This window comes from Actinomyces sp. oral taxon 897 (assembly GCF_002999235.1).
GTDB lineage: Bacteria > Actinomycetota > Actinomycetes > Actinomycetales > Actinomycetaceae > Actinomyces.
Window position 1 is genome coordinate 199,499 of record NZ_CP027236.1, and the last position, 24,776, is coordinate 224,274.

Below are 24,776 nucleotides of genomic sequence, written 5' to 3' on the forward strand. Positions count from 1 at the left end.
CGACCACCGGGTAGCGGGGCGGCGGCCGTCTGCCCGTGGGCACCGCGGAGGGGGCTCCGAGCCTCCCCCTGGAGCCGGGCCAGGGGAGACCACCTCCCCGGCACCACGGAGGGGGCGCAGCTGCCTCGTCCTCGAGGAGGAGGTCGGCACCCGGCGTCCGCCCTACCGTAAGGGCATGACAGACGTCACGGTGAAGCCGTCCCCCGACGGCGTCCCTAGCCACTCCGCCCCTCCTGCACCGGGTGCCACTGCACCCTACGCGCACGGTGCTCACCCAGGTACCAGCGCCCTGGCCCTCCAGGGCCTGTACAAGGCCTACGGACAGACCCTGGCGGTGAACGACCTCTGGCTGGATATCCCCGCGGGCAGCCTCTACGCCATGGTGGGCCCCAACGGCGCCGGCAAGACCACCACCCTGTCCATGGCCACCGGCCTGCTCACCCCCGACTCCGGGCGCGCCCTCGTCCACGGGGTGGACGTGTGGGCCGAGCCCGTCCGCGCCAAGGCCCTCATCGGGGTCCTGCCCGACGGCCTGCGCACCTTCGACCGGCTCAACGGCCTGGAGCTGGTCACCTACTCCGGGCTCCTGCGCGGCACGGACCGGGACACGGTGGTACGTCGCGCCACCGAGCTCCTCCACGTGCTGGAGCTGTGGGAGGCCGGGACCACCATGGTGGCCGACTACTCCGCGGGCATGCGCAAGAAGGTCCACCTGGCCTGCGCCCTGGTCCACTCACCCAGCGTCCTGGTCCTGGACGAGCCCTTCGAGGCCGTGGACCCGGTCTCCGCCCAGACCATCCAGGCGATCCTGACCGACTTCGTGCGCGCAGGCGGCACCGTGGTCATCTCCAGCCACGTCATGGCCACCGTGGAGCGCCTGTGCGACCACGTGGCCGTCATTAACGCCGGACGGGTCGTGGCGGCGGGGACCGTCGCCGAGGTGGCCGACGGCATGGACCTGGACCAGCGCTTCGCCCAGCTCGTGGGTGCCCGGGTACGGACGGAGGGGCTGTCGTGGCTGCGACCCTCGTCCGACTGAGGTGGCGTCTGACCCTCAACGCCGTGCGGAGCAGCGTCTGGGCCGTTATCGGCCTCCTGGCGGGCGGGGCGTACGCCGTCGGCGCAGTCAGTGTCCTGACCGGTGGGGCCGTCCTCCTGGGGGCCGCCGGTGACGTCACCAGCGTCTCCCTGGTCCTGGGGGCCCTCGGTGCCCTCCTCGTCGCGGGGTGGACCCTTGTCCCGCTGCTCCTGACCGGCCAGGACGGGACCCTGGACCCCCGCGCCCTGGCGGCCTGGGTCGCCCCCTCCCGCACCCTGGCCCGGGGCCTGCTCGTGGCGGCCGCCTGCGGGCTGCCGGGCCTGGCCACCGGCGTCGTCTGCCTCCTGCCGCTGCTGGTGTGGGCCCTGTCCGGGCAGTGGGCGGCGGTCGCCTCCGCCCTGGTCATGGCCCCGGTGGCCCTGGCCACCTGCGTGATCCTCTCGCGCGTGGTCGTCACCGCCGCCGGACTGTCCACCACCCGCAGGGGCCGGGACAGGGTCGCCCTGGTGGCAGTGGCGGCGGTGCTCCTGGGCTCACTGGTCCCGAGCCTGCTCAACGGCCTGGCCCTGGGCGAGGGGCTGGAGGCGCTGCGCCCCGTGGCCCGCGCGGTGGGGCTGACCCCCCTGGGGTGGACCTTTGCCGTGCCGGGCCTGGTGGCCACCGGTCAGTGGGCCCTGGCCGCGGCCTGCGCCCTGGGGGCGGTGGCGCTCCCGGTGCTGCTCATGGCCCTGTGGTACCGGGTCGTCCGCCGCGTCATGGTGACCCCCGTCAGCGGCTCCGGCCCCTCCCACGGCTACGCGGTGGTCACCAGGAAGCCGGACAGGTCCTCGTCGGCAGCCGGTTCCGCCGGTGACGCAGCCGGCACCGACGCCGACAGCCTGGTGGACGTCCTGCCCTGGGCCCGGCGCCTGGGGCGTCTCATGCCCGTCCCCGCCGCCGCCGTGGCCGCACGCTGCCTGCGCTACTGGCGCACCGACCCGCGCTACCTCGCCCAGCTCCTGGGCCTGTGCCTGGTCCCCGTGCTGCTCGTGGTCGTGGTGGCCGTGGGCCCCGCGGCGGGTACCAGCGTGGTGGGGCACCTGGCCTGGGGCGGCGCCCCGGCCGGGCTCCTGGCCCTGCCCGTCGTGCTCGGTCTCCTGACAGGATGGAGCCTCCACGACGACCTCGGCTACGACTCCACCGCCCGGTGGAGCCACCTCAGCGCCGCCCTGTGCGGGCGTGACGACCTGCTGGGCCGTATCGTGGCCGCCGCCCTGTGGCAGATCCCCGTCATCGTGGTGTCCACGCTCCTGGTCGCGGGGTGGACAGGGCACTGGCGCTGGGTGCCCGTGGTCCTGGGGACGGCCCTGGCCCTCCTGGGCTGCGCCTACGGCTGGTCCGCGGTCACGAGCGTCCTCATGCCCTACGAGGTCAACGCCCCGGGGGACAGTCCCCTGCGCTCGCGGACCAGCGGCACGGCGCTGCTGGCCTCCCTGGTCCAGATGGCGGGGTGGGTGGTCCTGGCCGCCGTCACCGCCCCGGTCTGGGGGGCCGGGATCCTCGTCGTCCTGGCCGGCTCCTGGGCCTGGGGTACGGCGGTGGCCCTGCTGGGCCTGGGGTGGGGGCTGGCCGGCACCTGCCTGGGCGTCCACCGTGCGGGCGTACTGCTGGAGCGGCGCGGGGCCCGGCTACTGGCCACCATCCGTTCCTGGCCCGGGCACGACCAGCCCGGCTGAGGGCCCAGGGACCGGCCTGACGTCGCCCTCGGCGGCGCGACCAGCCTGGCAGGGGCCCGGGACCAGTCCGCCAGGACCCACCGGCAGGGCGTCAATAACGTCCTGGCTGACTCAGTGGCATACGATTCAATCAGAAGCACGCACTGAGGTGTGCTTCGCGCGCCCAGCGCCCCGTACGTCCACATAGTGAAGGAAGCACCGTGGAGCTCATTGTCCTGGACACCGCGGAGGCCATTGCCTCCCGCGCCGCCGACGCCATTGAGGCCCTCCTGGCCTCCAAGCCCAACGCCATCCTGGGGACCGCCACCGGTTCCAGCCCGCTGCCCCTCTACGACGAGCTCACCCGCCGCTACGAGGCCGGGCGCATCTCCTTCGCCCAGGTCGAGGGCTTTATGCTCGACGAGTACGTGGGCCTGCCCGAGGGGCACCCCGAGCGCTACGCCACCTTCATGGAGCGCAACCTGCGCTCCCGCGTGGACATGCGCCCCGGCTCCCTGCACGGCCCCGACGCCCTGAGCGAGGACCTCCAGGCCGCCTGCGACGCCTACGAGGCCGCCATGGCCGCCGCCGGCTACTGCGACCTGCAGATCCTGGGCATCGGCGCCGACGGCCACATCGGCTTCAACGAGCCCGGCGGCCCCCTGGACTCCACCACGCACATCGACAAGCTCACCGAGCAGACCCGCCGTGACAACGCCCGCTTCTTCGACGGCGACATCGACGCCGTCCCCACCCGCTGCATCACCCAGGGGCTGGGCACGATCATGAGGGCGCGCAAGCTCGTGCTCATCGCCACCGGTGAGAACAAGGCCGAGGCCGTCGCCCACCTGGTCGAGGGGGAGATCGACCCCCGCTGGCCCGCCACCGTCATGCAGAACCACGCCGACGCCCTGGTCCTGGTGGACCCGGCGGCAGCCAGCCTGCTCAGGCAGCGGCACTGAGCCGCCGGTCCCGCTGCCGCCAGACCGGCGCCCGTCCGCCAGACCTGTCCGCCAGACCCGTCCTGCGGACCGGAGGCGGCCAGGCGCCGGTCTGGCGCGGGGAGAAGGACTCGTGCGTGATGTGGCCCACCGGAGAGCCTGCCCACAGCAGGCAGTCCTGAGGCGACGCCGACGACGCCCTAGACTAGACTTATCAATATGGCAGGCCAGCGTGTGATCCCGGACCCGACGAGCAGCGTCGACCCCGGTGCGCCCGGCGGCCCCGGGGACGAGCCCTCCCAGGGCGTCGGGACGGCCGTCCTGGAGCGCGAGGAGCTCCAGTCCACCGATGACGGCGACGCCGACCGCTTTGCCCACTACGTGCGTAAGGACAAGATCGCCGCGGCGGCGGCCACCGGACGCCCCGTCGTCGCCCTGTGCGGCAAGGTGTGGACGCCCGGGCGGGACCCGTCGCAGTACCCGGTGTGCCCCACCTGCAAGCAGATCTACGAGCAGATGCGCTCCGGGGACGAGGGCGGGCCGTCCCGCCGCTTCCCGCGCTTCCCCTTCGGCCGAGGCGGCCAGTGAGCCCGCGGCGCAGCCAGGCCGCCCACCCCAACCAGCCCTCGATCTTCGCCGCGGAGAACCTCTCCCCGGCGTACCCGCAGCGTGCAGCCTGGGGCACCTCACGTCCGCTGCGCGCCTGGCAGGCCGCGGCCCTGGAGAGGTACCTGGCCGCCATGCCGCAGGACTTCCTGGCGGTCGCCACCCCCGGGGCGGGCAAGACCACCTTCGCCCTGCGCGTGGCCGTGGAGCTGCTGCGCCCCGGTGAGGTCCACCAGGTCACCATCGTCTGCCCCACCGAGCACCTGAAGTTCCAGTGGGCGGAGGCCGCCGCCAAGGTCGGTATCCGCATCGACCCCTCCTACACCAACTCCCAGGCCACGCTCGCCTCCCACTTCGACGGCGTCGCCCTGACCTACGCCCAGGTCGCCGCCAACCCCAACCGGCACCGGGCCCGCACGGCGGCCACCCGCACCCTGGTCATCCTCGACGAGATCCACCACGGCGGGGACGCCCTGAGCTGGGGGGACGCCATCCGCGAGGCCTTTACCCCGGCACGTCGGCGCCTGGCCCTGACCGGGACCCCCTTCAGGAGCGACACGGCGCCGATCCCGTTCGTGCGCTACACCGAGGACTCCGCCGGCGCCAGGAGGTCCCGGGCCGACTACGCCTACGACTACTCCGACGCCCTGCGCGACGGGGTGGTGCGCCCCGTGATGTTCCTGTCCTACACCGGCCAGATGCGGTGGCGCACCAGGGCCGGGGACGAGGTCGCCGCCCGCCTGGGCGAGCCCCTGACCAAGGACATGGAGGCCCAGGCCTGGCGCACCGCCCTGGACCCCGCGGGGGAGTGGATCCCCGCGGTCCTGGCCGCCGCCGACCAGCGCCTGACCGAGGTACGCCGTCAGGTGCCTGACGCCGGGGGGCTGGTCATCGCCGCCGACCGGGAACGGGCCCGGGCCTACGCGCGGGCGCTGCGCTCCATCACCGGCCAGGCGCCCACCGTGGTGCTCTCCGACGACACCGGGGCCTCCAGCCGGATCGAGTCCTTCGCCGCCTCCAGGGACCGCTGGATGGTGGCGGTACGCATGGTCTCCGAGGGGGTGGACGTGCCCCGCCTGGTGGTGGGCGTCTACGCCACCTCCGCCTCCACGCCCCTGTTCTTCGCCCAGGCGGTGGGGCGCTTTGTGCGCTCACGTGCCCGGGGGGAGACCGCCAGCGTCTTCCTGCCCTCCGTCACCCCGCTGCTGGCCCTGGCCGGTGAGATGGAGGTGGCCCGTGACCACGTCCTGAACGCCCCCGGGAAGGACGACGCCTCCCTGCCCTCCCCCGAGGAGCGGCTGCTCGCCGAGGCCAACCGGACCGAGCAGGCCAGCTCCGACCTCCTGCCCGGGTTCGAGGCCATGGGCAGCCAGGCCGAGTTCGACCGGGTCCTGTTCGACGGCGGCGAGTTCGGCACCGGGGCCGTGGTGGGCAGCGTGGAGGAGCAGGAGTACCTGGGCCTGCCGGGGCTCCTGGAGCCCGAGCAGGTCACCGTCCTGCTGCGCCAGCGCCAGGACAGGCAGATCGCCTCCCAGAGGAAGCAGGCCTCTGCGGCCAGGCAGCGGGAGGGCTCCGGGGCGGACGACGCCCGACGCCGGGCCGCGGCCCGCAGGGAGCTCTCCGGTCTCGTGGCCGCCTGGGCCCGTCGCTCCGGCCAGCCCCACGGTGTGGTCCACAACGAGCTGCGCCGCGTGTGCGGCGGCCCGGAGGTGGCCGCCGCCTCCACCGAGGAGATCGAGAAGCGGGTGGAGACCCTGCGCCGCTGGTTCGTGGGCAGGCGCTGAGACACGTCCCGCCCCCACAGGGGCCACCCCGGCCTGTACTCGGCGACGGGTAAGGCCGAGCACGCCCCGCCCCCACGGGGGCTACCTGCCCGCGGGCGGCCGGGGCGCGCATAGGGTGGGGAGTATGCAGCACCTCCTGACCACGCCCACCGGTACCACCCTGTGCGTGGAGCAGACCGGGGTCGCCACCGGGCCCCTCGTCCTGGCCCTGGAGGGGCACAGCGCCCAGCTCATCCAGACCCCTTCCGCCTGGGCGCGGACGCTGGCCGGCGCAGGCTGCCACGTGGTCCGCGTGGACAACCGCGACGTCGGGCGCTCGCAGCGCTTTGACGTCCCCGGCCAGGACGCCTACACCCTGGTGGACATGGCCCAGGACGTCCACGGGCTCCTGGAGGTGCTCGATGCCGGTCCGGCGGTGGTCTGCGGGCACTCCATGGGTGGGGCGGTGGCCCAGCTCCTGGCCCTGGACCACCCTGAGGACGTCGTCGGCCTGGTGCTCATGTCCACGTGGGCGGCCAGCGCCCCGGCCGCGCCCAGGTCCGCCGTGCCCGCCCCCTTCACCGACGAGGAGGGCTTCGTGGCCTACGAGCAGGTGGCCCTGCCCCGGGGCGCCGGGAGCCGCTACCCCTTGGTCCCCTCCCAGGTCGAGGCCCTGGCGCGGGCCATGTGGGCCCGTGGTGTGGACTGGGACGGGATCGAGCGCCAGTCCCTGGCGATCAGCCGCACCCCGCCGTGGGCCCACCGCCTGACCGAGCTGGCCGCGCGGTGCCGGGCCGGGGAGCTGGGGGTGGACATTGTCCACGGCACGCAGGACACCACCGTCGATCCTGCTGCCGCCGCCGCGCTGCACCAGGCCCTGCCCGGTTCCCGCCTCCACCTCGTGCCCGGCATGGGTCACCTGTGGCCCGCGGCCCTGGCCGTGCCGGTCGCCGAGGCCGCTCTCGCCCTGGTCCCGTCCGCCTCCTCGGGTCCCTAGTGCTGGACGGCGGTGCGCCCGTCCAGGTCCACGTGGTGGGTCGGGACGGCCGCCTCGCCCTCGTTCAGGCGCCAGGCGTCATAGGGCAGCTCGGCACGCGAGGCCCGGTGGCGCTCCGCCGCGGCCGCCAGCGCCGCGGCGCCCCGGTGCTCCTCCACGATCCTGCCCTGCTCCACCAGCGTGACCTGCAGGGGGCGGGCGCCGGCGTCCTCCAGGGCGCACAGCGCCTCGATCTCGCTCACGGCGGAGACAATGAGCTCCTCGCAGGCGCTGCCGGACTCGTCGCGCACACGCCCCGCCCACTTGCGGCCGCCCACCGTGGACTTGCCGCCCTCGGAGAACTTGGCGACCTCCGCCATCCGCCCGTCAGCGCCCTCCCGCTCGACGAGCTTGTAGACCAGGGCCGCCGTCGGGCGCCCCGAGCCGGTGACGAGCTTGGTGCCCACGCCGTAGGAGTCCACCGGGGCCGCACCCAGCGCGGCGATCGCGTACTCGTCCAGGTCGTTGGTCACCGTGATCCTGGTCCCCGTGGAGCCCAGGGCGTCGAGCTGGGCGCGGACCTTGAAGGCCTCGGCCACCAGGTCCCCGGAGTCCAGGCGTACCGCCCCGAGCTCACCGCCGGCGGCGCGGGCGGCGGCCACGGCCCGCTCCACCCCCCGCTCAATGCCGTAGGTGTCCACCAGGATCGTGGTGCCCGTCCCCAGGCTCGCGACCTGCGCGGCGAAGGCCTCCTCCTCGCTGTCGTGCAGCAGGGTGAAGGAGTGGGCGGAGGTGCCGTAGGTGGGGATGCCGTACAGCAGGCCGGCCTCCAGGTTGCTGGTGCCCACGAACCCGCCCACCACGGCGGCGCGGGCGGCGGCCACGGCGGCCTGCTCGTGGGCGCGCCTGGCCCCGAAGTCCACGCAGGGCCGCCCGTGGGCGGCGATCGTCATGCGGGAGGCCGCTGCGGCCACGGCGCAGTCGTAGTTGTAGACGGACAGGGCCAGGGTCTCCAGGATGCAGGCCTCGGCAAAGGTCCCCTCCACCGTCAGCAGGGGGGAGCCCTCGAAGTAGCACTCCCCCTCGGCGTAGCCGCGGATCGTGCCGGAGAAGCGGTAGCCGCGCAGGTAGTCCAGGGTGGTGTCGTCAACCACCCGGGTACGGTGCAGGAAGTCGATCTGCTCGTCGGTGAAGGTGAAGGCCTCCACCGCGTCCAGGAGACGCCCGGTGCCGGCCACGACGCCGTAGCGGCGGGAGGCCGGCAGACGTCTGCCGAAGAGCTCGAAGACGCTACGGCGTCCGGCCGTGCCCGAGCGCAGGGCGCCCTGGAGCATGGTGAGCTCGTACATGTCGGTCAGGAGGGATGTCGACGGACGGGGGGCAGCGGCCTGCGTTACTGTCATGACACCACCTTAGCGACTGCCTGTCCTCGCCGGAAGACGCCTGGCGGGCCCGGATCCGTCCCGGTCTCGCTGAGCGCGCAGAGACGCTGCGGCCGCACGTGGGCCAGGCCACGTACCCTGGATGGTATGTCAGCATCCGCGCCTGTCATGGAGCCCGAGACCCGGTCCCGCGCCCAGCACCTGTGGCGCACCGTCGTCCATGATGACCCCGTCAACACGATGGACTACGTCACATGGGTCTTCCACTCCTACTTCGGCTACCCCGTGCCGCGGGCCCACCACCACATGCTCCAGGTCCACACCCGGGGCCGGTCCACCCTGTCCACCGGGCCGCGGGAGCGCATGGAGGTGGACGTGACCGCTATGCACTCCTACGGCCTGCGCGCCACCATTGAGCCCGTCGCCCCCGGCGACGGTGTCGACGCCACGGAGCGGTCCTGATGCGCGCCTTCGAGCCCGTGGCCGAGGGCTGGTCCAGCGCCCTGGAGCCCTGGGAGAGGGAGGCCGTGGTGGACATGCTCTCCCAGGTGGAGGACCTCCTCGTGTCCGACGCCGCCAGGGCCCCGTCCCCCGCCCCGCTGTACACCGGGTCACGGGTCGGGGAGAGCCCGCGTGACCACGAGATCCTGGTCTCCCTGGACTTCGCCGTCCAGGAGCCCACCGGGCCCGCCCGCCCCACCGGGCCCGCCCGCCCCACCGGACCCGCCGGTCGGCACCAGGCGGGCGGACGGGACACGGCTCCGACGGGCCCGGCACCCCTGACCCCGGCCGGGGCCCCCGGGAGCGCCGGCACGGCCTGCGGCCACGACGGCGCTACCAGCCGCCACGACGGCCCGGGCAACGGCGTCGGTGACGGTGGCGGCTCCCCGTTCCCGCCCCGTCTACCGGCACTGGAGGCGCTCCTGCCGGACGCCTCGGAGGATCCGGACCTGGCGGTGGACGTGGCCAGTGTCACCCGTGACCGCCTTCGGGCGATGAAGACCGAGCGGATCGGGGCGGTCCTGGCTGAGCTCCAGGAGCCCAGCGGCCGCGACGGCACCGTCCTGGTGCGGCGGGGTGAGGAGGGGGCCTGGCTGGGCGCCCTCAACGACACCCGCCTGGTCCTGGCCACCTTCCTGGGGATCCGCTCGGCCCGGGACGCTGAGCGCGTCCACGCCCTGGCCTGGCACGGCGTCCCCGCCGCCAAGGGCACGAGGGCCCACGGCAGGCGGGTGGCGGCACTGAGCTACGAGATGCTGACCTGGTGGCAGGAATCACTGCTGTGCGTGCTCTTGGGGAGGTCGCCGGGCGCATAGGGTCGCAGCGTGGATAACGCAGCCATCGGAATGTTCGACTCTGGGGTCGGCGGCCTCACGGTGGCTCGCGCGGTCCTGGACCAGCTCCCCGGTGAGGAGCTCCTCTACATCGGCGACACCGCCCACACCCCCTACGGCCCCCGGCCCATTAGCGAGGTCCGCGCCCTGGCCCTGGGCATTATGGACGAGCTGGTGGACTCCGGGGTCAAGATGCTCGTCATCGCCTGCAACACGGCCTCCGCCGCGGTCCTCCACGACGCGCGCGAGCGCTACACCCTGGGGAAGGGCGTGCCCGTGGTCGAGGTCATCCACCCCGCCGCCCGCGCTGCCGCCCGCGTCACCCGCAACGGACAGGTCGGTCTCATCGCCACCCGGGGGACCGTGGACGCCCACGCCTACGACGACGCCCTGGCCGCTGTCCCCGGTGTCACCCTCACCAGCCAGGCCTGCCCCCGGTTCGTCGAGCTCGTGGAGAGGGGGGTCACCACCGGGGCGGAGGTGCTCGACGTCGCCGAGGACTACCTGGCCCCCGTCAAGGCCGCCGGGGTGGACACCCTCATCCTGGGCTGCACCCACTACCCGCTCCTGGCCGGGGCGATCTCCTACGTCATGGGGGAGGAGACCACCCTGGTGACCTCCTCCGACGAGACCGCCAGGGACGTCTACCGCACCCTGGCCGCCCGCGACCTCCTGCGCCCGGCCGACGCCCCCGCTCCGCACCACGAGTTCCGGGCCACCGGGGACGCCCAGTCCTTTGAGCGGCTACGGCGCCGCTTCCTGCCGGACATTGAGCGGGTGACCCGGGCCGGCGGCCGCCCCGCCACCGGGAACCCGGCCCCCGACGGCCCCGTGGGCGCCACCGGACACCGGCCGCCGTCCCCGGGTCTGCCGGTACCCCCTCCCGGTCCCGCCGCCCGCCCGGGGCAGGGCATCCCCGTGGCCGCCCTGCCCCAGGCGTCCACGCCCCTGCCCGTCCTGGCCGCGCCCCAGGCCACCGCCTCCCTCGGTGGCTCCCCCGACCTGAAGGACCGTCCATGAAGCTCACGATTATCGGCTGCACCGGCTCCATGTCCGGCCCACGTGCCGTGGCCTCCTCCTACCTGGTCCAGGCCTGGGGGCGGGGCCCGGACGGCGGACGGCGCCGGTTCTCCGTGGTCCTGGACCTGGGGCCGGGCTCCATGGGGCAGCTGCTCAACCACCTCGACCCCGCCGAGCTCGACGCCCTGGCGATCTCCCACTGCCACGCCGACCACATGGTGGACATGGTGGGGATGCACGTCTACCGGCGCTGGAACCCTGCTGGGCCCCTGGACCCCGTGCTGACCCTGGGGCCCACCGAGCTCATGGGGCGGCTGCGCGGCGTGGACGGCGTCGGCCCGGAGGAGTCCTACGCCACCGAGTTCAGCTTCCACGCGGCCGTGCCGGGTACGCCGGTCCGGGTGGGGCCCCTGACCATCACGCCCTTTGCCGCCTACCACCCGGTGGAGGCCTACGGCTACCGGGTGGAGGGGCCCCGTGAGACCGGGACGGGGGTGGCGAGCCTGGCCTTCACCGGGGACACCGACATGTGCGAGGGCATCGTGGCCATGGCCCGGGGCGTGGACCTCCTGCTGGCCGAGGCCGCCTTCGTGGAGGGACGTGACACGGTGCGCGGCATGCACCTGACCGGGCGCCGCGCCGGGCAGCTGGCGGCGGGCGGGGGAGCGGGCCGTCTGGTCCTGACCCACATCCAGCCCTGGACGGACCCGGCCGTGCCCGTGGCCGAGGCCAGGGAAGTCTACCCCGGTCCCGTCGACGTCGCCGCCTCGGGCGCCTCCTGGGAGATCTGAGCCGTGGGAGCCAGGCGGGGACGAGCCGACCCGGACGACGGTAGCCGACCGGCCCCCTCAGGGGGCCGGATCACCTACGTCCCCGTGCTGCCCGACGGCGAGGACTGCCCCTGGGTGCGTGAGCGCGCCACCCGATGGTGGCTGGTCGTGCCCGCCGACCTCCTGGCGGTGGTGCTCGTGGCGGTCTTCGGCGCCGCCTCCCAGCGAGCAGGGGGGCAGGCGTCGGCCTGGGTGCTCCAGGGGGTGGCGAGCCTGGTCCCGGGCTGGCTGGCGGCCTGGGCGCTGCGCCGACGGGGCGGGGATCACCTGGAGCTGGCGTGGCCCGACGGCGCCCTGGTGGTGGGGGTGACCGCCTTGACCTGGACGGTGCTGCACATGCTGCTTGACGGTTTTACAAGCCTAGTGACCTGGATATCAGTCATAGCGGTTTTTCTAATGGTGTTCTTAGATGGTTGGCGCTGGCTCTACGGTTTTGTGCGGGCTCACGACTCCCTGACTCCCCGGGGGGTGGCCCGGAGGATCGCCGCGCAGGACGCCGAGGCCGGGTAGCCGCGAGCCGCCTGGTAGCCGTTCCCGCTGTACCCGCCCCGGTGGTTCGGACCCGGTGGTTCGCCTCCGTCTCCCCGCCCGGCCGCCGGCCCCGCTCCTGGACCGTTGCGTTTTCCGGCCTGGTGTCGCGGGTACGGAGGCGCCGGGCTTGCTACCGTGTACCCCATGAGGCAGCGACGCTCTGTCCATCCACACGACCCCAGGCGCCGGTTCCGTCTGGCTGTCACCGGTGTCCTCCTCCTCGGCGTCCTCGGGGGGATCGGTGCGTATACGCTCAGTCACTTAGGACAGGCTCTGCCCGGGACCACGGTGGCCGGGCAGGACGTCTCCGGAATGGACCGCGCCCAGGTCGAGGACCTGGTCACCCGGCGCGCCGCGACGGCGACCGTGACAATCAGCGTGGAGGGCACGACGCTGACGGTGCCCCTGGGGGACCTGGCCCAGGTCGATGCGTCGGCCACCGCCGGCGCCGCGGTTAACGGCAACGCCTCCCCCTGGCGCCTCATCCGCTCCCTGGTCAGCCAGCGGGAGACCGGCGTGGTGGCCCGCATAGACCCCCAGGGCGTCACCGACCTGCTCCACAGGCTCAACTCCTCCCTGGCCAGCCCGCCCCAGGACGCCACCGTCTCCTGGGACGAGGCCAGCGGCTCGTTCGTGGTGGCACCCGGGGCGCCCGGCAGCACCGTCGGGCGCGGCGACCTGGAGACCGCCGTCCAGGACGCCGCCAACGGCCTGGCTGACGCCCGCAGCACCCTGGAGCCGGTCCAGGGTGAGCCCGAGGTGACCACGGCAGAGGCCCAGGAGGCGGCCCAGGCCGCCACCGCCATGCTGTCCACCGACCTGTCCGTGAGCGTGGGTGAACGGTCCCACACGCCGTCGGCCTCCCAGAAGGCTGCCTGGATCGAGTTCCCGCTCAGCGGGGGCACGGTGGTGCCCACCGTCTCGGCCACCAAGGTGGGCCAGTGGGTGGACACGATCGTCGCCAAGGTGGACCGGGCGCCCGTCAACGGCGTCAACGACGTGGACTCTGACGGTGACGTCCTCCAGCCGGCCCGTCCGCCCCTGCCGGGGCGCACCGTGGACAACGCCGCCGCCGTGACCGCCTCCCTGGTCCAGGGCCTCCAGAGCGGCCAGGCCGTGACCAGCGCGCTGACCTGGACCGAGACCCCTGCGGGCACGGACGAGCGCGTGGTTCCCTCCGGCCCGGAGCGCTTTGCCTACCGGGCCCGGGGGCACGAGAAGTGGATCGACGTCAACCTCACCGACTCCACCCTCACCACCTACGAGGGCCGGGAGGTGGTCCACGGCCCCGTCCTGGTCAACCACGGGGACGCCGACCACCCCACGTCCACCGGCACCTACCGGGTCTCCCAGCGTCAGGCCCAGCAGGACGTCGGCTGCTCACCGGAGGAGTCCTCCTGCCAGCGCGACGTGCCCTGGGTGGTCTCCTGGGACCAGGGTGCCCTCCACGGGGCGCCTGACACCCAGGACTTCGGCGTGGGGACGGACGGGTCGGCCCACGGCTACGTGACCATGCCCGTTGCCGACGCCCAGGCGGTCTGGGACTGGGCGGAGGTCGGCACGGTGGTGGTCGTCCACGACTGAGTAGCCGACGGCTCGGCCGGGGCTGCGGCTCAGTTGGGGGCTACGGCTCGGCCGGCTACGGGATGACAGGCCGCAGCAGGCCCGCCCAGGCTGCCAGGCCCCTCCTGGACCAGGTGGGCCCGGCGCGCTCGCCCTCAGAGGAGTCGGGCCAGGACCGGGGCGAGGTCGCGCAGGGCCTGCCCGCGGTGGGAGATCGCGTTCTTCTCCTCAGGGCTCATCTGCGCCGTGGTGCGCCCTGAGCCGCCGGGGGCGTCCTCGCTGGCGGGTACGAACACCGGGTCGTAGCCGAAGCCGCCCTCACCGCGCGGGGCCGTCAGGAGCCGCCCCTCCATGGAGCGCTCGACCACCGTGACCACTGGGGTCTGCGCCAGGAGGCCCCCGCCCGGTGACGTCGCCCCGCCCCAGGCCCTGCCGCCCGGGGCCCACCCCCGGGGCACCGCGAGCACGGCGGCGCAGGTGAACCGCGCCCGACGGTGCGGTGCGCGGATGTCACGGAGCTGGTCCAGCAGGAGGCGCAGGTTCGCGGTGTCGTCGCCGTGGCGTCCGCACCAGCGGGCGGAGAAGATGCCCGGGGCCCCGCCCAGGACGTCCACGCACAGGCCTGAGTCGTCCGCGACGGCGGGCAGCCCGGTGGCCTCGGCCAGACAGCAGGCCTTGGTGCGGGCGTTGGTGGCGAAGGTCAGGCCGTCCTCGACCGGCTCGGGGGCGTCCAGGGAGGCGGCGGAGACGACCGCCTCCGGGGCCAGGCCCGGGACCAGAGGGGCCAGGATGGCCCGGAGCTCACTGAGCTTGCCCTGGTTGTGGGTGGCCAGGACCAGGCGTGCGCCCTGAGGCACCCGTACGGTGGGGGAGGTAGCGTTCACGCCTCCGCCTCCGGGTCTGCCGCCCCCGTGGAGGAGACGGTGAAGGTCTGCCCGTAGGGGCCCGCCAGGGCGCGGTACTGCAGGGCGGTCAGCTCGGCGTTGCCCTTGGCCGCCAGGTCCAGGAGGGCGTCCAGCTCGCCGCGGTCAAAGGGGGCGTGCTCGGCGGTGCCCTGGATCTCGATAAAGCGTCCGCTGCCGGTCTGGACCACGTTCATGTCCGTCTGAGCGCGCACGTCCTCCTCGTAGGGCAGGTCCAGGCAGGGGACGGAGTCGATCATGCCCACCGAGACCGCTGACAGGGAGTCCGCCAGGACGGGCCTGCCGCCGTGGGGCTTGACCAGGCCCTTGGAGGTGCCCCAGGCCACCGCGTCGGCCAGGGCTACGTAGGCCCCGGTGATCGCGGCGGTGCGGGTCCCGCCGTCGGCCTGGAGGACGTCGCAGTCCAGGGCGATGGTGTTCTCCCCCAGGGCGGACACGTCGATAACGCCTCGCAGGGAGCGCCCGATGAGCCGGGAGATCTCATGGGTGCGCCCACCGACCCTGCCGCGCACCGACTCACGCGCGGAGCGCTCGGAGCCCGCCCGTGGCAGCATGGCGTACTCGGCGGTCACCCAGCCGGCGCCCCCTCCCTTGCGCCAGCGCGGTACGCCCTCGGTGAAGGAGGCGGCGCACAGGACGCGGGTGCGGCCGAAGGTGATCAGGACGCTGCCCTCGGCGTGGTCGAGCCAGTGACGGGTGATGGTGACGGGACGTAGCTCGTCGGTGGCGCGTCCGTCCTTGCGGGAGGGGTCAGTCATGGTGCCAGGTTACCCGTCGGCGCCGTGGCGTCCCGTCCTCCTGGTGGGGTATGGCCCCGTGCCCCGCCGTTGGGTAGCCTCGTGGCAGCCCGGTCGGCACCGCTCCTGGTCGTGCCCAGGCCGGGCGGACCGGAACCGAGTACTGACGGAGGCTGTCATGACCTACGTGAACATAACGGCGCTCGCCTTCCCCGCGGGCGCCCAGGAGGAGATCGAGAGGCGCTTTGCCGCGCGCCAGCGCGGTGTGGACGCCTCGGCGGGCTTCCAGGGCTTCGAGCTGCTGCGCCCGGTGGTCGGGGGGGACCGCTACTTCGTGGTGACCAGGTGGGACACGCGTGAGCACTACGAGAGGTGGCTGGCGGCGCGCCCGGTCGACGGCCACCAGGACGACGTGCGTCGGGGCATGAGCGTGGACGTCCTCGGCTTCGAGGTCGTCCAGCTCGGGCAGTGAGCCCGTCGGCAGCGGACGGCGTGTGAGAGGAGAGGACGCGTTGACGACGACTGTCATCGTCCAGGAGAGCGTCGAGCACTACGAGCCCCCGCAGAGGGCGACGGCCAACCTTGAGATCGGCTTTGCTGAGTTCAGCCGGGAGCAGGCGCACCAGCGGGTCTCCGAGGTGCTCGGTGACGTGCGCGCCCAGGTGGAGGGGATGTACGACGGGAGCAGGGGGCCGGTGACGTGGTACTCCGTCTCCGGCGCCAGGACGTGGGTCCGCAAGGACGAGGACGGCACCAGGTTTCGTGAGGAGGTCGTCGTGAGGGCCAAGTTCAGCGACTTCCCCCGGCTCGGCTCCTGGCTGGACTCCGTCCTGCGACGTCAGGGCGTTCGCCTGAGGTCCGTCACCTGGTCCGTTACCGAGCGTCGGCGCAAGGAGCTTGAGGCCCAGCTGCGGAAGGCTGCCGTGAGGGCGGCCATGGGCAAGGCGGAGCAGTACGCCGCGGCTGCCGGTATGCGTGTCGTCTCGGTCAGGACGATCGCCGACCGGGGCTACCTCGCTAAGGGCGCCGGACACCCCGGTGCGGCCGCGGCACCGAGCCGGGGCGGGAAGGCTCCTGGGGCGTCCACCACCTCCGACACCTACCAGTTCAGTCCGGAGGACATCCTGATGAGCGCCTCCGTCGAGGCTGAGTTCCTGGCGGAGTGAGCTATACCTCACCCTGTTGGCCCGGAAGGGGGCCGACCCCGTCAAAAGGGCCCGTCCGGGTTCCGGGCCTGCCAGCGCCACCCTGGTCCTCCAGGACCCTGCCCACCCGGGGTCCGGGCCGTGGGCCCGTGGTGCGCGAGAAGGGACTCGAACCCTCACGCCCGAAGGCACCAGGACCTAAACCTGGGGCGTCTACCAGTTCCGCCACTCGCGCTCGCCGGGACAGCCTACCTGATGGGACCAGGCCCTCTGCGCCCGGCCCCGGCGCCAGCAGGTGCGAGCCTGCCCCGGGGCGCGGAATCCTCGCGCCCCGGGGCAGGGCTGGTGCTCGGCGCCGGGCGCGCACTCGTCAGGCCGGGGCCTCTCCGGCACGCTACCGGCCGCGGCCTGCGCGGTCGCTGCCTGGCGGGCCGCTCAGGCAGCGCCGCGGGCCGCTCAGGCAGCCAGGGACAGGGCGTCCCGGGCCGCGTCCAGGCGCGCCAGGGCCCGCTCCAGGCGGGAGGGGGCGACGCCGTCGCCCAGGGAGCTCACCTCGGCGTGGGCGGCGTCCAGCTCGCGGAGGGCGGCCTTAAGGTCGCGCGTGCGCGGTGCGGTGGTCATGGTGTGCCTCATTGTCAGTCTCTCCTTCTCGTCGTGCTGGCCCGCAGGCCGCCCCGGGCGGACGGCAGGTGGATCCTGCGACCCGGGGGAGGGCCCCTGACGGCCTGGTAGCCGTAGTGCCCCAGGGCGTCGCCGCACTGGGCAGGGGCTCACGCGGAGGGCAACGCCGAACCGTCGGCGGGTGTTCCCAGGGGCTTGGCTCCGAGCAGTGGCCGCTGCGTCCGGTCGTGGACCGCAGGGCGGGCGTCGCGCCCGTGCTGGATAGGCCGTAGCCTGTCCGCGTGGTACACCGCCAGGGACTCGAACCCTGAACCCGCTGATTAAGAGTCAGCTGCTCTACCAATTGAGCTAACGGTGCGACGTCGGTACGAGGACCGACGGCGCCCCCTTGTGAGGAGCCGTACACCGCCAGGGACTCGAACCCTGAACCCGCTGATTAAGAGTCAGCTGCTCTACCAATTGAGCTAACGGTGCGACGCTGCCAGACGTGATGGCCTCGCAACGGATGGGAACTCTACGGGCACCGGGTCGGGTTGTCCAGCCCGGGAACGGCGAAAACCCTGGAATGTGCGGTAAATCTCATTGCTTGCGGTCCGTGCGGCGCTTCCTGGCCTGGCGGGCCCTCTTCTGGGCCTCCACGGAGGCCTGGCGGGCCCGGTCGCGTCTGGACAGCCCCGGGGAGGCCGGGGGACGCCCGGCGTCAGCCACCTCCTGGGCCTCGGGCTCGCTGATCCTGCCGGTGCGGGAGAAGCTGCGGAACTGTGCCAGCCTGCGGGCGTCCTCCTCGCCCAGGCGGCTCCACAGGGGCAGGCCGAGCTTCTTCCTCTCCCGGAGCCGTTGCGCCACCTGCCAGCCCATGAGGGCCACGAGGCAGAAGGTCGCCGTGCCCCACAGGCCGTTCGCGGCGCGGTTGGTCAGGATAATGACGGCGCCGCTGGCCGTGCCCGCCAGCAGGATCGTGACGAGGACGACGGCGCTCAGGGACAGCCAGTACCTCTGGGCGGGGCTGGGTCGCATGGTTGCTCCTAGGGGCTGAAGTGTTGGTCAGGAGGCCGGGGCGGGTCCGGCAGGCGTGGGAGGACCGAGGCGGGCCATGCGGTCCGTGGCCTCCAGGAGGGCGCTCAGCGTCTCCGGCTCGCTGAGGGCGTGCCCGGAGGCGGGGGTCACCACGAGCTCGGCCTGGGGCCAGGCGCGGTGCAGGGCCCAGGCGGTGCCCATGGGGCAGGGGATGTCGTAGCGGCCCTGGACGATGGTGCCGGGGATCCGGTGGGCGGCCAGGACGTCCGCCCCGGCAATGAGCTGGCCGTCCTCCATCCAGCCGCGGTGGATGAAGAAGTGGTTCTCAATCCGTGCGAAGGCCGTGGCGAAGGCCGGATCCTGGACCTCGTCAATATGGTTCTGGTCGCGAAGAAGGGTGGAGGTGGCGGCCTCCCAGGTGGTCCAGGCCCGGGCGGCCGGGCCGTGGACCGCGGGGTCGGGGTCGCCCAGCAGCTCGTGGTAGCGCCGTATGTAACCACCAGGGGCGACGTCGGGGCCCGCCGCGGCGACAAAGGCCTCCCACTGGTCGGGGTAGATCATGTCCGCGCCCGCGCCCTCGTAGTACCAGTCCAGCTCACGTGCGCGCAGCGTGAAGATCCCCCGTAGCACCAGCGCCAGGACGTGCTCGGGGTGCCTCTCGGCGTAGGCCAGGGCCAGGGCCGACCCCCAGGAGCCGCCGAAGACCAGCCAGGAGCTGATCCCCAGGTGCGCGCGCAGGAGCTCCAGGTCGGCCACCAGGTGCCAGGTCGTGTTCGCCGACAGGTCCGCCTCCGGTGCCCACGCGGGCGGGCGGGAGCGTCCGCAGCCGCGCTGGTCGGTCAGCACGATCCGGTAGCGGGCGGGGTCGAAGCAGCGCCGGTGCCAGGGGGAGCAGCCGCCGCCCGGGCCGCCGTGCAGGAAGACCGCCGGCAGGCCGTCGGGGTTGCCGCACTCCTCGTAGTAGACGCTCTGGCCGTCACCGACGTCCAGCATGCCCGTGGCGTAGGGCTCGATCGGGGGGTAGAGGCGGCGTCGACCCGCGTCCGGCCGTGGTCGTGTCCACGTGGGCGAGGAGGTGGGGTGACTCATAGGGGCATTGTGTCACCGGTGGTGCCGGCCCATGACCGGGGCGGGGCCGCTGGCCGCTGGGGGGCGGTGGCGGGCGACTGGAGGATCACGTACCTCGTTTCCCGGCGCGGTGAGAGGACCACGTGGGGCATCTCACGGTAGTCTAGGGTCGTGACCAAGCCGATCGTGACCCTGGCTACCTCCGCCGACTTTCCGAACCTTGACGAGGACGACCGTGGCCTGCCTGACGCCCTGCGCGAGCGCGGCATCGAGCCCCGTGTGGCCATCTGGGACGACCCCGCCGTGAACTGGGACGACGCCGGTGTCGTCGTCATGCGCAGCGTGCGCGACTACGCCACGAAGGACAAGTACGCCGCCTTCCTGGAGTGGGCCCGCTCCCTGTCCCGCGTGGCCAACCACTCCGACGTCGTGACCTGGAACTCTGACAAGCACTACCTGGGGCGCCTGGCCGACCTGGGCGTACCCATGATCCCCACCACCTGGCTGGAGCCCACGGCGGGCCTGTCCAAGCACCAGGTCCACACCCGCTTCCCCGCGCAGGGGGACTTCGTGGTCAAGCCCGCCATATCCTCGGGCGGGCGGGGCACCGGCCGCTACACGTCCACGCACGCCGGGAGCCGTTCCCAGGCCATTAACGACGCCATGCACCACCTGCGCCACGGCCGCTCCGTCATGGTCCAGCGCTACCTGCAGGAGGTGGACCGCGGGGGGGAGATCTCCCTGGTCTACTTCAACGGCATCCTGTCCCACGCCGTGGACAAGGCCCCTATGCTCCACCCCCGCTTCCGCTCCACCGACGAGGTCCACGAGGAGATCGTGACGGCCCGGGAGCCCAGTGAGCAGGAGTGGCTGTGGGGCGAGCGGGTCCGCAAGGCCATCCACGGCCTCATTAAGGAGCACGCCGGGCGTGATATCCAGCTGCTCTTCAACCGCGTGGACATGGTGGGCGACGGCCAGGGCGGCTTCTACCTCATGGAGGTCTCCCTCATTGACGCGGGCCTCTACCTGGGCTCGACACCGGATGCCCTGGACAACTTTGCCGACGCCATCGCCCAGCGTGTCTTCTGGTAGGCTCCCTCCATGCGCACCATCCTTAATGTCATCTGGGTAATATTCGGCGGTTTCTGGCTGTTCCTGGGCTACTTTTTGGCCGGGGTCATTGCCTGCGTACTCATTATAACCATCCCTATTGGAGTGGCCTCCTTCCGCATTGCCGGGTACGCCCTGTGGCCCTTCGGCCGTGAGGTCGTCCCCACCCGGGGTGCGGGGGTCATGACCGGGCTCGCCAATGTGGTGTGGTTCCTGGTGGCCGGGCTCTGGCTGGCCCTCGGGCACCTTATTACCGCGACCCTGCAGGCGATCACGATTATCGGCATCCCCCTGGCCGTCGCCAATATCAAGATGATCCCGGTGACCTGCTTCCCCTACGGCAAGCAGGTGGTCAGCACCCGCTGGCGCTGACCGCGGAGGCGCTCCCGGCCCAGGGGCGGGTCCGGTGCGCGCGGGACCGGTACCGACGCGGGCCCGTCTGCGCGGTCCCGCCAGGTGTGCCCACCACGCGCGGATACGGTGGCGTGGGGCGAGGTCTGCGAGCTGGCCGGGTCGGTCGTGGTAAGGCGCTGCCCCGTGCTGCCCCCGGTTCCGGCCCGCGGGGCGCTCCTGCGGGCAGCCGCGCCTGCCTCAGCGTGCCGGTCGCGTCATGGCCCAGTAGTCGGGCATGTCCGCGGGGGGCCTCAGGGTGGTGGCGTCCTCAAACCCGTGACGGGTGTAGAGGCGTGCGGCGGCGCGGGTCGTGGCCTCCAGGTGGGCGACGGCGTGGTCGGCGTCGACCCGTTCCAGGCCGTGGCGCAGCAGTGCCGAGCCGGTACCGGTCCCACGAGCGGTAGGTGCGACGGCGATCATGTACAGGTACCAGTGCGGGTCGCGGGGGCTGGCGGACTCGCACAGGGCGGCGTCGAGCCGGATGAGCTCCCAGGCGTCGCCCAGGACCTCCAGGTCCAGCCCCTCCGGCAGCTCCTCGGGGTCCGGCAGGGGGCGGTTGGTCCCGGTCTGCCGGGGCGCGTCCCACAGGGCGGTCCCCAGGATCCTGTCCTCGGCGTCCACGGCCAGGTCCACCACGGCAGGTGCCTGCGGGTCCAGGTAGTGGGTGGACAGCTCGACCCGGTGCAGGTGGTCCAGGGCCGCGTACGGGTCCGGGGCCGCGGCCGTGATAGCGCTCATGAGCGGGTCGGCTGCGAAGACGCCTGTCAGCAGGCTGGTGACGGCGTCAAGATCCTCGGGGACGGCGGGACGGATCGCGACGGTAGGGAGGGGACCTGGCATGGTGCCATCCTGCCCCGTCATTCTGGGCGGAGCCTGAGTGGCGGGCCTACCGCCCGCGCACTACCAGGAGTGGCTGCGCGTCACCGGCGGAGCCTGAGTGGCGGGCCTACCCGTCCTCGGTGGGGACAGGTTCCTGGAGTGGCAGGGCTGGCCCCGCACGCCACCGGCAGACGCGAGGGGACGCAGACGGAGCCCTGGCGGGGAGGGCGCTGTCCCCCGTCCCAGATCCCGGCTCAGAGCCTGGTGGGGTCCTCGGCCTCCAGCGCGGGGGCGAGCAGGCGCCGGAAGGAGTCCACCCGTGCCCGGCGCACCGCCAGCGCACCTGCCTCCTGGGCGGGTCCCACGGCCCCGGCGGCCCACTCGTCCAGGGCGCACTCGAGCTGGTCGGCCTCGTGGGTGCAGCCGCGCGGGCAGTCCCGGGCCACCTCCACCAGATCCGGGAAGCCCCGCAGCACGTCGGCACTGGAGACGTGCGCCACCCCGAAGGAGCGTACCCCGGGGGTGTCAATGACCCAGCCGCCACCGGGCAGCTGGAGGGCCTGGAGGGAGGCCGAGGTGTGCCGCCCGCGCCCGGTGACCTCGTTGACGCCCCCGGTGGCCCGGTCCGCACCAGGGACCAGGTTGTTAATGAGGGTTGACTTCCCGACCCCGGAGTGCCCCACGAGGACCGATACCCTGCCCGTCAGGGCGGAGCGGACCGCCTCGATGCCGGTCGGGTCGGCCGGTCCGCTGCCGGCTGCCCCGGTGGTCCCCTCCGTGCCGGGGCCCGGGGCCGCCGGGTCCTCGGCACCGGGCCCCGTGGCACCGGGCCTGGCGCCGTCGTCCCCGCCGCCGGCTCGGCCCCCTGGCCCGGTAGGCCCGTCGGGCCTGCCGCCGGGGGTTCCCGCGCCCTGGGCTCCCAGGCGGGTGGCCAGTGAGCGTACCCCCAGCGGCTCGTAGAGGCGCAGCAGCGGGGCGGCGTCGGCCAGGTCAGACTTGGTCAGCACCAGCAGCGGCTCCATCCCGGCGTCATAGGCCGCCACGAGGTAGCGGTCGATCATGCGGGGGCGCGGCTGGGGGTCGGCTACCGCGGTGACAATGACCAGGAGGTCGGCGTTGGCCACCACGGGTCTCTCGGTGCCCGCGGCGTCGCCGTCCTCGGCGGAGCGACGCAGCAGGGTGCAACGCGGCAGGGTGCGCACCAGGCGGGCCAGGGTGTCCTTGCGCCCGGACACGTCACCGACCACGGACACCCGGTCGCCCACCACCACCTTGCCCCGGCCCAGCTCACGCGCCTTGACGGCGGTGATGTCCCCCCTGCCGTCCTGGGTGAGGCCGGTCTCCTCCAGGCGGACACGGTAGTGCCCGCGGTCGATGCGGGTCACCGTGCCCAGGTGCGCGCCCTCGTGCGCGGGGCGCTGCTTGGTGCGTGGGCGTGAGCCCCGGCCCGGGCGGACGCGCACCCGGGGGTCGTCGGTGCCGGTGTCCCGGCTGCCTCGGCGTGTCACTCAGCCGACCCCTCCGCACCCTGGGGCGTTAAGGCCGCTGGAGCGTCTGCCGGGGCGGGTGCTGCGGCCGCACCTGACGCCCCGGCGGATGAGAGCATGTGTGACCACATGGTGGGGAAGCCCGGCAGGGTCTTGGAGGTCGCGGACACGTCCTCCACCTCCACCCCCGCCACCCCCAGGCCGACGACGGCGGCGAAGGTGGCCATACGGTGGTCGGCGTAGGTGCGCAGGCGGGCCGGGTGCACGGGGGAGGGGTCAATGGCCAGCCCGTCGGCGACCTCGTAGGCGCTCCCGCCCAGCCGCCTGGTCTCCGCCACCAGGGCCGCCAGGCGGTCCGTCTCGTGCCCGCGCAGGTGGGCCAGCCCCCGTAGGCGGGAGGCCTGTCCCTGGGCGCCCGCGAGCACGGTCAGGGCAGCGACGGTGGTGGCCAGCTCCCCGACCTCACCCAGGTCCACGTCCACGCCCCGGAGCCTGCCGTCGCCGCGGACCGTGAGGGTCAGTGACCCGTCGGCCTGCCGCCTGGTGGTGACGTGCCCACCCAGGCGGGGCAGGAGGCGGCGCCAGGCGTCACCTGCCTGGGTGGTGGTGGCGGGCCAGCGGGGGACGCTCACCCGTCCTCCCGCCACCAGGGCGGCCGCCAGGAAGGGGCCCGCGTTGGACAGGTCCGGCTCGATCACCACCCTCCCGCCCGACGGCGCCCCCGGGTGCACGCGCCAGGTGCGCTGCCCTGGGACCTGGGTGGGGTCGGGCTCGTCCACCACCACGCCACGGTCACGCAGGCAGGCCACCGTCATGGCGACGTGGGGCAGGGAGGGCACCGGGCCGGTGGGGGTGACCTCCAGGCCGTCCGGCAGGAGCGAGCCGACCAGGAGCAGAGCGGACAGCATCTGGGAGGAGTCTGAGGCGTCCACGTGGACCCGGGCCGGGCCCGCTATGGTACGCACCGCCGTCGGAGCGCTCCTGACGGCGGGCGCCACCGTGCCCGCTGCGGACGCCGCACCGGGCGCGCGCGGTCCCTCGGATCCCGTGCGGACCGTTCTCGCGGCGAACAAGTACCGTTCTCGCGGCGAACAAGTACCGTTCTCGCGGTGGGGGGCGGGGCGGGGGGTCACCCGTACCGGCAGGTGACCGGCCTCACCCAGGTAGTCGATGCTGGCCCCCAGGTGCTCCAGGGCCTCCAGGAGGGGACCCAGGGGGCGGCGGCGGGCGGCGGTGTCGCCGTCAAAGGTCACAGGGGCGTCGGCCAGGACCGCCAGGGGCGGGACGAAGCGCATGACCGTCCCTGCCAGGCCGCAGTCCACCCGCGCCCCGCTCCCCACCGCGAAGGGGCGGGGCGCGGGCGTGACCCGCAGGTGCGTGCCCGCCTGGTCCAGGGGCTCCACCCGCGCCCCCAGGGTGGTCAGGGCGGCCACCATGAGGTCGGTGTCACGGCTGCGCAGGACACCGACCAGCTCACTGGGGCCGCTGGCCACCGCCGCCAGGAGCAGGGCCCGGGCCGTCAGGGACTTGGAGCCCGGCAGCTCCACCACCGCGTCCAGGGGGCCACGGGCCTGCGGGGCCGGCCACGGTACCGGCGCCCCGGTAGCTCCGGGCGCGCGCCCCGCCGGCAGGGCCCCTGGCCCGCGACGCACCGGCGCCCCCTGCCGTCTGCCAGCGGCGCTGACGCCTCCCTCCAGCTCGCGGCGCACCGGCGCGCTGTCGCCGGGCAGCCGTCTGCCGGTACCGCTACCGGCGGTCGGGGTGCCTCCCACCACGT

The 24,776-nt window shown here is 73.6% G+C and carries 25 protein-coding genes and 3 tRNA genes; 16 read left to right on the forward strand and 12 right to left on the reverse strand.

The window, feature by feature from the left end; genetic code table 11:
* The first annotated feature begins 175 nt into the window (after positions 1 to 175).
* The 6 genes from C3V41_RS00815 (at position 176) to C3V41_RS00840 (ending at position 7,040) form a co-directional block, all read left to right on the forward strand.
* Positions 176 to 1,039 (forward strand): ABC transporter ATP-binding protein, encoded by an 864-nt coding sequence (locus tag C3V41_RS00815; protein ID WP_106108698.1) that lies wholly within the window; start codon positions 176 to 178, stop codon positions 1,037 to 1,039.
* Positions 1,015 to 2,754, forward strand: coding sequence for a transporter (locus C3V41_RS00820; protein WP_106108699.1), 1,740 nt, complete (start codon positions 1,015 to 1,017; stop codon positions 2,752 to 2,754). Before C3V41_RS00815 ends, C3V41_RS00820 begins: the two co-directional genes overlap by 25 nt.
* 200 nt (positions 2,755 to 2,954) lie before the next feature.
* Positions 2,955 to 3,695 (forward strand): glucosamine-6-phosphate deaminase, encoded by a 741-nt coding sequence (nagB, locus tag C3V41_RS00825; RefSeq protein ID WP_106108700.1) that lies wholly within the window; start codon positions 2,955 to 2,957, stop codon positions 3,693 to 3,695.
* Positions 3,696 to 3,893: 198 nt separating this feature from the next.
* The gene (locus C3V41_RS00830; RefSeq protein ID WP_106108701.1) at positions 3,894 to 4,262 is read left to right on the forward strand and encodes a DUF3039 domain-containing protein; all 369 of its coding nucleotides are present in this window, start codon (positions 3,894 to 3,896) and stop codon (positions 4,260 to 4,262) included.
* Positions 4,259 to 6,064 carry a DEAD/DEAH box helicase gene (locus C3V41_RS00835; RefSeq protein ID WP_106108702.1) on the forward strand — a complete coding sequence of 602 codons (1,806 nt, stop codon included), beginning with the start codon at positions 4,259 to 4,261 and terminating at the stop codon, positions 6,062 to 6,064. The genes C3V41_RS00830 and C3V41_RS00835 overlap by 4 nt, the downstream gene beginning before the upstream one ends.
* 124 nt (positions 6,065 to 6,188) lie before the next feature.
* Positions 6,189 to 7,040: an alpha/beta fold hydrolase gene (locus C3V41_RS00840; protein ID WP_106108703.1), complete on the forward strand. Its 852-nt coding sequence runs from the start codon at positions 6,189 to 6,191 to the stop codon at positions 7,038 to 7,040.
* Here C3V41_RS00840 and C3V41_RS00845 read toward each other — a convergent pair.
* On the reverse strand, positions 7,037 to 8,422 hold the full coding sequence (locus C3V41_RS00845) for a nicotinate phosphoribosyltransferase (protein WP_106108704.1): 1,386 nt from the start codon (positions 8,420 to 8,422) through the stop codon (positions 7,037 to 7,039). The two genes, C3V41_RS00840 and C3V41_RS00845, sit on opposite strands and share 4 nt — an antisense overlap.
* 126 nt (positions 8,423 to 8,548) lie before the next feature.
* Between C3V41_RS00845 and clpS the strand changes: the two genes are divergently transcribed.
* The 6 genes from clpS (at position 8,549) to C3V41_RS00875 (ending at position 13,700) form a co-directional block, all read left to right on the forward strand.
* The gene (clpS, locus tag C3V41_RS00850) at positions 8,549 to 8,863 is read left to right on the forward strand and encodes an ATP-dependent Clp protease adapter ClpS (protein ID WP_106108705.1); all 315 of its coding nucleotides are present in this window, start codon (positions 8,549 to 8,551) and stop codon (positions 8,861 to 8,863) included.
* Positions 8,863 to 9,717: a DUF2017 family protein gene (locus C3V41_RS00855; protein ID WP_106108706.1), complete on the forward strand. Its 855-nt coding sequence runs from the start codon at positions 8,863 to 8,865 to the stop codon at positions 9,715 to 9,717. The genes clpS and C3V41_RS00855 overlap by 1 nt, the downstream gene beginning before the upstream one ends.
* Positions 9,718 to 9,747: 30 nt before the next feature.
* Complete coding sequence (murI, locus tag C3V41_RS00860) at positions 9,748 to 10,755, forward strand: glutamate racemase (RefSeq protein WP_254423767.1); 1,008 nt, start codon at positions 9,748 to 9,750, stop codon at positions 10,753 to 10,755.
* Entirely contained in the window at positions 10,752 to 11,546 is a 795-nt protein-coding gene (locus C3V41_RS00865) for an MBL fold metallo-hydrolase (RefSeq protein WP_106108707.1), read from the forward strand. The genes murI and C3V41_RS00865 overlap by 4 nt, the downstream gene beginning before the upstream one ends.
* A gap of 3 nt (positions 11,547 to 11,549) precedes the next feature.
* Positions 11,550 to 12,095 carry a DUF3054 family protein gene (locus C3V41_RS00870; protein WP_165271555.1) on the forward strand — a complete coding sequence of 182 codons (546 nt, stop codon included), beginning with the start codon at positions 11,550 to 11,552 and terminating at the stop codon, positions 12,093 to 12,095.
* Between the two features lie 333 nt (positions 12,096 to 12,428).
* The gene (locus C3V41_RS00875; RefSeq protein ID WP_106108709.1) at positions 12,429 to 13,700 is read left to right on the forward strand and encodes a L,D-transpeptidase family protein; all 1,272 of its coding nucleotides are present in this window, start codon (positions 12,429 to 12,431) and stop codon (positions 13,698 to 13,700) included.
* A 134-nt stretch (positions 13,701 to 13,834) separates the two neighbouring features.
* On the opposite strand, the gene C3V41_RS00880 is transcribed toward C3V41_RS00875, so the two are convergent.
* Both C3V41_RS00880 and rph read right to left on the reverse strand, forming a co-directional pair.
* Complete coding sequence (locus C3V41_RS00880; protein ID WP_106108710.1) at positions 13,835 to 14,563, reverse strand: non-canonical purine NTP pyrophosphatase; 729 nt, start codon at positions 14,561 to 14,563, stop codon at positions 13,835 to 13,837.
* Positions 14,560 to 15,360 carry a ribonuclease PH gene (rph, locus tag C3V41_RS00885; protein ID WP_106108711.1) on the reverse strand — a complete coding sequence of 267 codons (801 nt, stop codon included), beginning with the start codon at positions 15,358 to 15,360 and terminating at the stop codon, positions 14,560 to 14,562. Before rph ends, C3V41_RS00880 begins: the two co-directional genes overlap by 4 nt.
* Before the next feature lie 157 nt (positions 15,361 to 15,517).
* On the opposite strand from rph, the gene C3V41_RS00890 reads away from it, so the two are divergent.
* Positions 15,518 to 15,811, forward strand: coding sequence for an antibiotic biosynthesis monooxygenase family protein (locus C3V41_RS00890; RefSeq protein WP_106108712.1), 294 nt, complete (start codon positions 15,518 to 15,520; stop codon positions 15,809 to 15,811).
* A 40-nt stretch (positions 15,812 to 15,851) separates the two neighbouring features.
* Positions 15,852 to 16,505, forward strand: a complete 654-nt coding sequence (locus C3V41_RS00895) for an SIMPL domain-containing protein (protein ID WP_106108713.1) — start codon at positions 15,852 to 15,854, stop codon at positions 16,503 to 16,505.
* Between the two features lie 129 nt (positions 16,506 to 16,634).
* Here the strand turns inward: C3V41_RS00895 and C3V41_RS00900 are convergent.
* The 6 genes from C3V41_RS00900 to pip form a co-directional block, all read right to left on the reverse strand.
* Positions 16,635 to 16,719, reverse strand: a tRNA-Leu gene (locus tag C3V41_RS00900).
* Between the two features lie 221 nt (positions 16,720 to 16,940).
* Positions 16,941 to 17,105, reverse strand: coding sequence for a hypothetical protein (locus C3V41_RS00905; protein WP_246742047.1), 165 nt, complete (start codon positions 17,103 to 17,105; stop codon positions 16,941 to 16,943).
* A gap of 282 nt (positions 17,106 to 17,387) precedes the next feature.
* Positions 17,388 to 17,463, reverse strand: a tRNA-Lys gene (locus C3V41_RS00910).
* A gap of 43 nt (positions 17,464 to 17,506) precedes the next feature.
* Positions 17,507 to 17,579, reverse strand: a tRNA-Lys gene (locus tag C3V41_RS00915).
* A 105-nt stretch (positions 17,580 to 17,684) separates the two neighbouring features.
* Positions 17,685 to 18,122, reverse strand: coding sequence for a hypothetical protein (locus C3V41_RS12985; protein ID WP_165271556.1), 438 nt, complete (start codon positions 18,120 to 18,122; stop codon positions 17,685 to 17,687).
* A 27-nt stretch (positions 18,123 to 18,149) separates the two neighbouring features.
* Positions 18,150 to 19,211, reverse strand: coding sequence for a prolyl aminopeptidase (pip, locus tag C3V41_RS00925; protein ID WP_106108715.1), 1,062 nt, complete (start codon positions 19,209 to 19,211; stop codon positions 18,150 to 18,152).
* 150 nt (positions 19,212 to 19,361) lie between these two features.
* Here pip and C3V41_RS00930 point away from each other — a divergent pair, with 150 nt between their 5' ends.
* Positions 19,362 to 20,282, forward strand: a complete 921-nt coding sequence (locus tag C3V41_RS00930; protein WP_106108716.1) for an ATP-grasp domain-containing protein — start codon at positions 19,362 to 19,364, stop codon at positions 20,280 to 20,282.
* A 9-nt stretch (positions 20,283 to 20,291) separates the two neighbouring features.
* Complete coding sequence (locus tag C3V41_RS00935; RefSeq protein WP_106108717.1) at positions 20,292 to 20,672, forward strand: YccF domain-containing protein; 381 nt, start codon at positions 20,292 to 20,294, stop codon at positions 20,670 to 20,672.
* Positions 20,673 to 20,891: 219 nt separating this feature from the next.
* Here C3V41_RS00935 and C3V41_RS00940 read toward each other — a convergent pair whose 3' ends face one another.
* From C3V41_RS00940 to C3V41_RS00950, 3 genes are all read right to left on the reverse strand, one after another.
* Positions 20,892 to 21,533, reverse strand: a complete 642-nt coding sequence (locus C3V41_RS00940) for a GNAT family N-acetyltransferase (RefSeq protein WP_106108718.1) — start codon at positions 21,531 to 21,533, stop codon at positions 20,892 to 20,894.
* 233 nt (positions 21,534 to 21,766) lie between these two features.
* Positions 21,767 to 23,020 (reverse strand): ribosome small subunit-dependent GTPase A, encoded by a 1,254-nt coding sequence (gene rsgA / locus C3V41_RS00945; protein WP_106108719.1) that lies wholly within the window; start codon positions 23,018 to 23,020, stop codon positions 21,767 to 21,769.
* Positions 23,017 to 24,630, reverse strand: a complete 1,614-nt coding sequence (locus tag C3V41_RS00950) for a 3-phosphoshikimate 1-carboxyvinyltransferase (protein ID WP_106110568.1) — start codon at positions 24,628 to 24,630, stop codon at positions 23,017 to 23,019. Before C3V41_RS00950 ends, rsgA begins: the two co-directional genes overlap by 4 nt.
* Positions 24,631 to 24,776: the final 146 nt, after the last annotated feature.

Coding starts and splice junctions, on each gene's coding strand:
- C3V41_RS00815 (WP_106108698.1), top strand. CDS start 176: ATGACAGACGTCACGGTGAAGCCGTCCCCCGACGGCGTCCCTAGCCAC.
- C3V41_RS00830 (WP_106108701.1), top strand. CDS start 3,894: ATGGCAGGCCAGCGTGTGATCCCGGACCCGACGAGCAGCGTCGACCCC.
- C3V41_RS00840 (WP_106108703.1), top strand. CDS start 6,189: ATGCAGCACCTCCTGACCACGCCCACCGGTACCACCCTGTGCGTGGAG.
- C3V41_RS00845 (WP_106108704.1), bottom strand. CDS start 8,422: ATGACAGTAACGCAGGCCGCTGCCCCCCGTCCGTCGACATCCCTCCTG.
- clpS (WP_106108705.1), top strand. CDS start 8,549: ATGTCAGCATCCGCGCCTGTCATGGAGCCCGAGACCCGGTCCCGCGCC.
- C3V41_RS00855 (WP_106108706.1), top strand. CDS start 8,863: ATGCGCGCCTTCGAGCCCGTGGCCGAGGGCTGGTCCAGCGCCCTGGAG.
- murI (WP_254423767.1), top strand. CDS start 9,748: ATGTTCGACTCTGGGGTCGGCGGCCTCACGGTGGCTCGCGCGGTCCTG.
- C3V41_RS00865 (WP_106108707.1), top strand. CDS start 10,752: ATGAAGCTCACGATTATCGGCTGCACCGGCTCCATGTCCGGCCCACGT.
- C3V41_RS00875 (WP_106108709.1), top strand. CDS start 12,429: ATGGACCGCGCCCAGGTCGAGGACCTGGTCACCCGGCGCGCCGCGACG.
- rph (WP_106108711.1), bottom strand. CDS start 15,360: ATGACTGACCCCTCCCGCAAGGACGGACGCGCCACCGACGAGCTACGT.
- C3V41_RS00890 (WP_106108712.1), top strand. CDS start 15,518: ATGACCTACGTGAACATAACGGCGCTCGCCTTCCCCGCGGGCGCCCAG.
- C3V41_RS00905 (WP_246742047.1), bottom strand. CDS start 17,105: ATGACCACCGCACCGCGCACGCGCGACCTTAAGGCCGCCCTCCGCGAG.
- C3V41_RS12985 (WP_165271556.1), bottom strand. CDS start 18,122: ATGCGACCCAGCCCCGCCCAGAGGTACTGGCTGTCCCTGAGCGCCGTC.
- pip (WP_106108715.1), bottom strand. CDS start 19,211: ATGAGTCACCCCACCTCCTCGCCCACGTGGACACGACCACGGCCGGAC.
- C3V41_RS00935 (WP_106108717.1), top strand. CDS start 20,292: ATGCGCACCATCCTTAATGTCATCTGGGTAATATTCGGCGGTTTCTGG.
- C3V41_RS00940 (WP_106108718.1), bottom strand. CDS start 21,533: ATGCCAGGTCCCCTCCCTACCGTCGCGATCCGTCCCGCCGTCCCCGAG.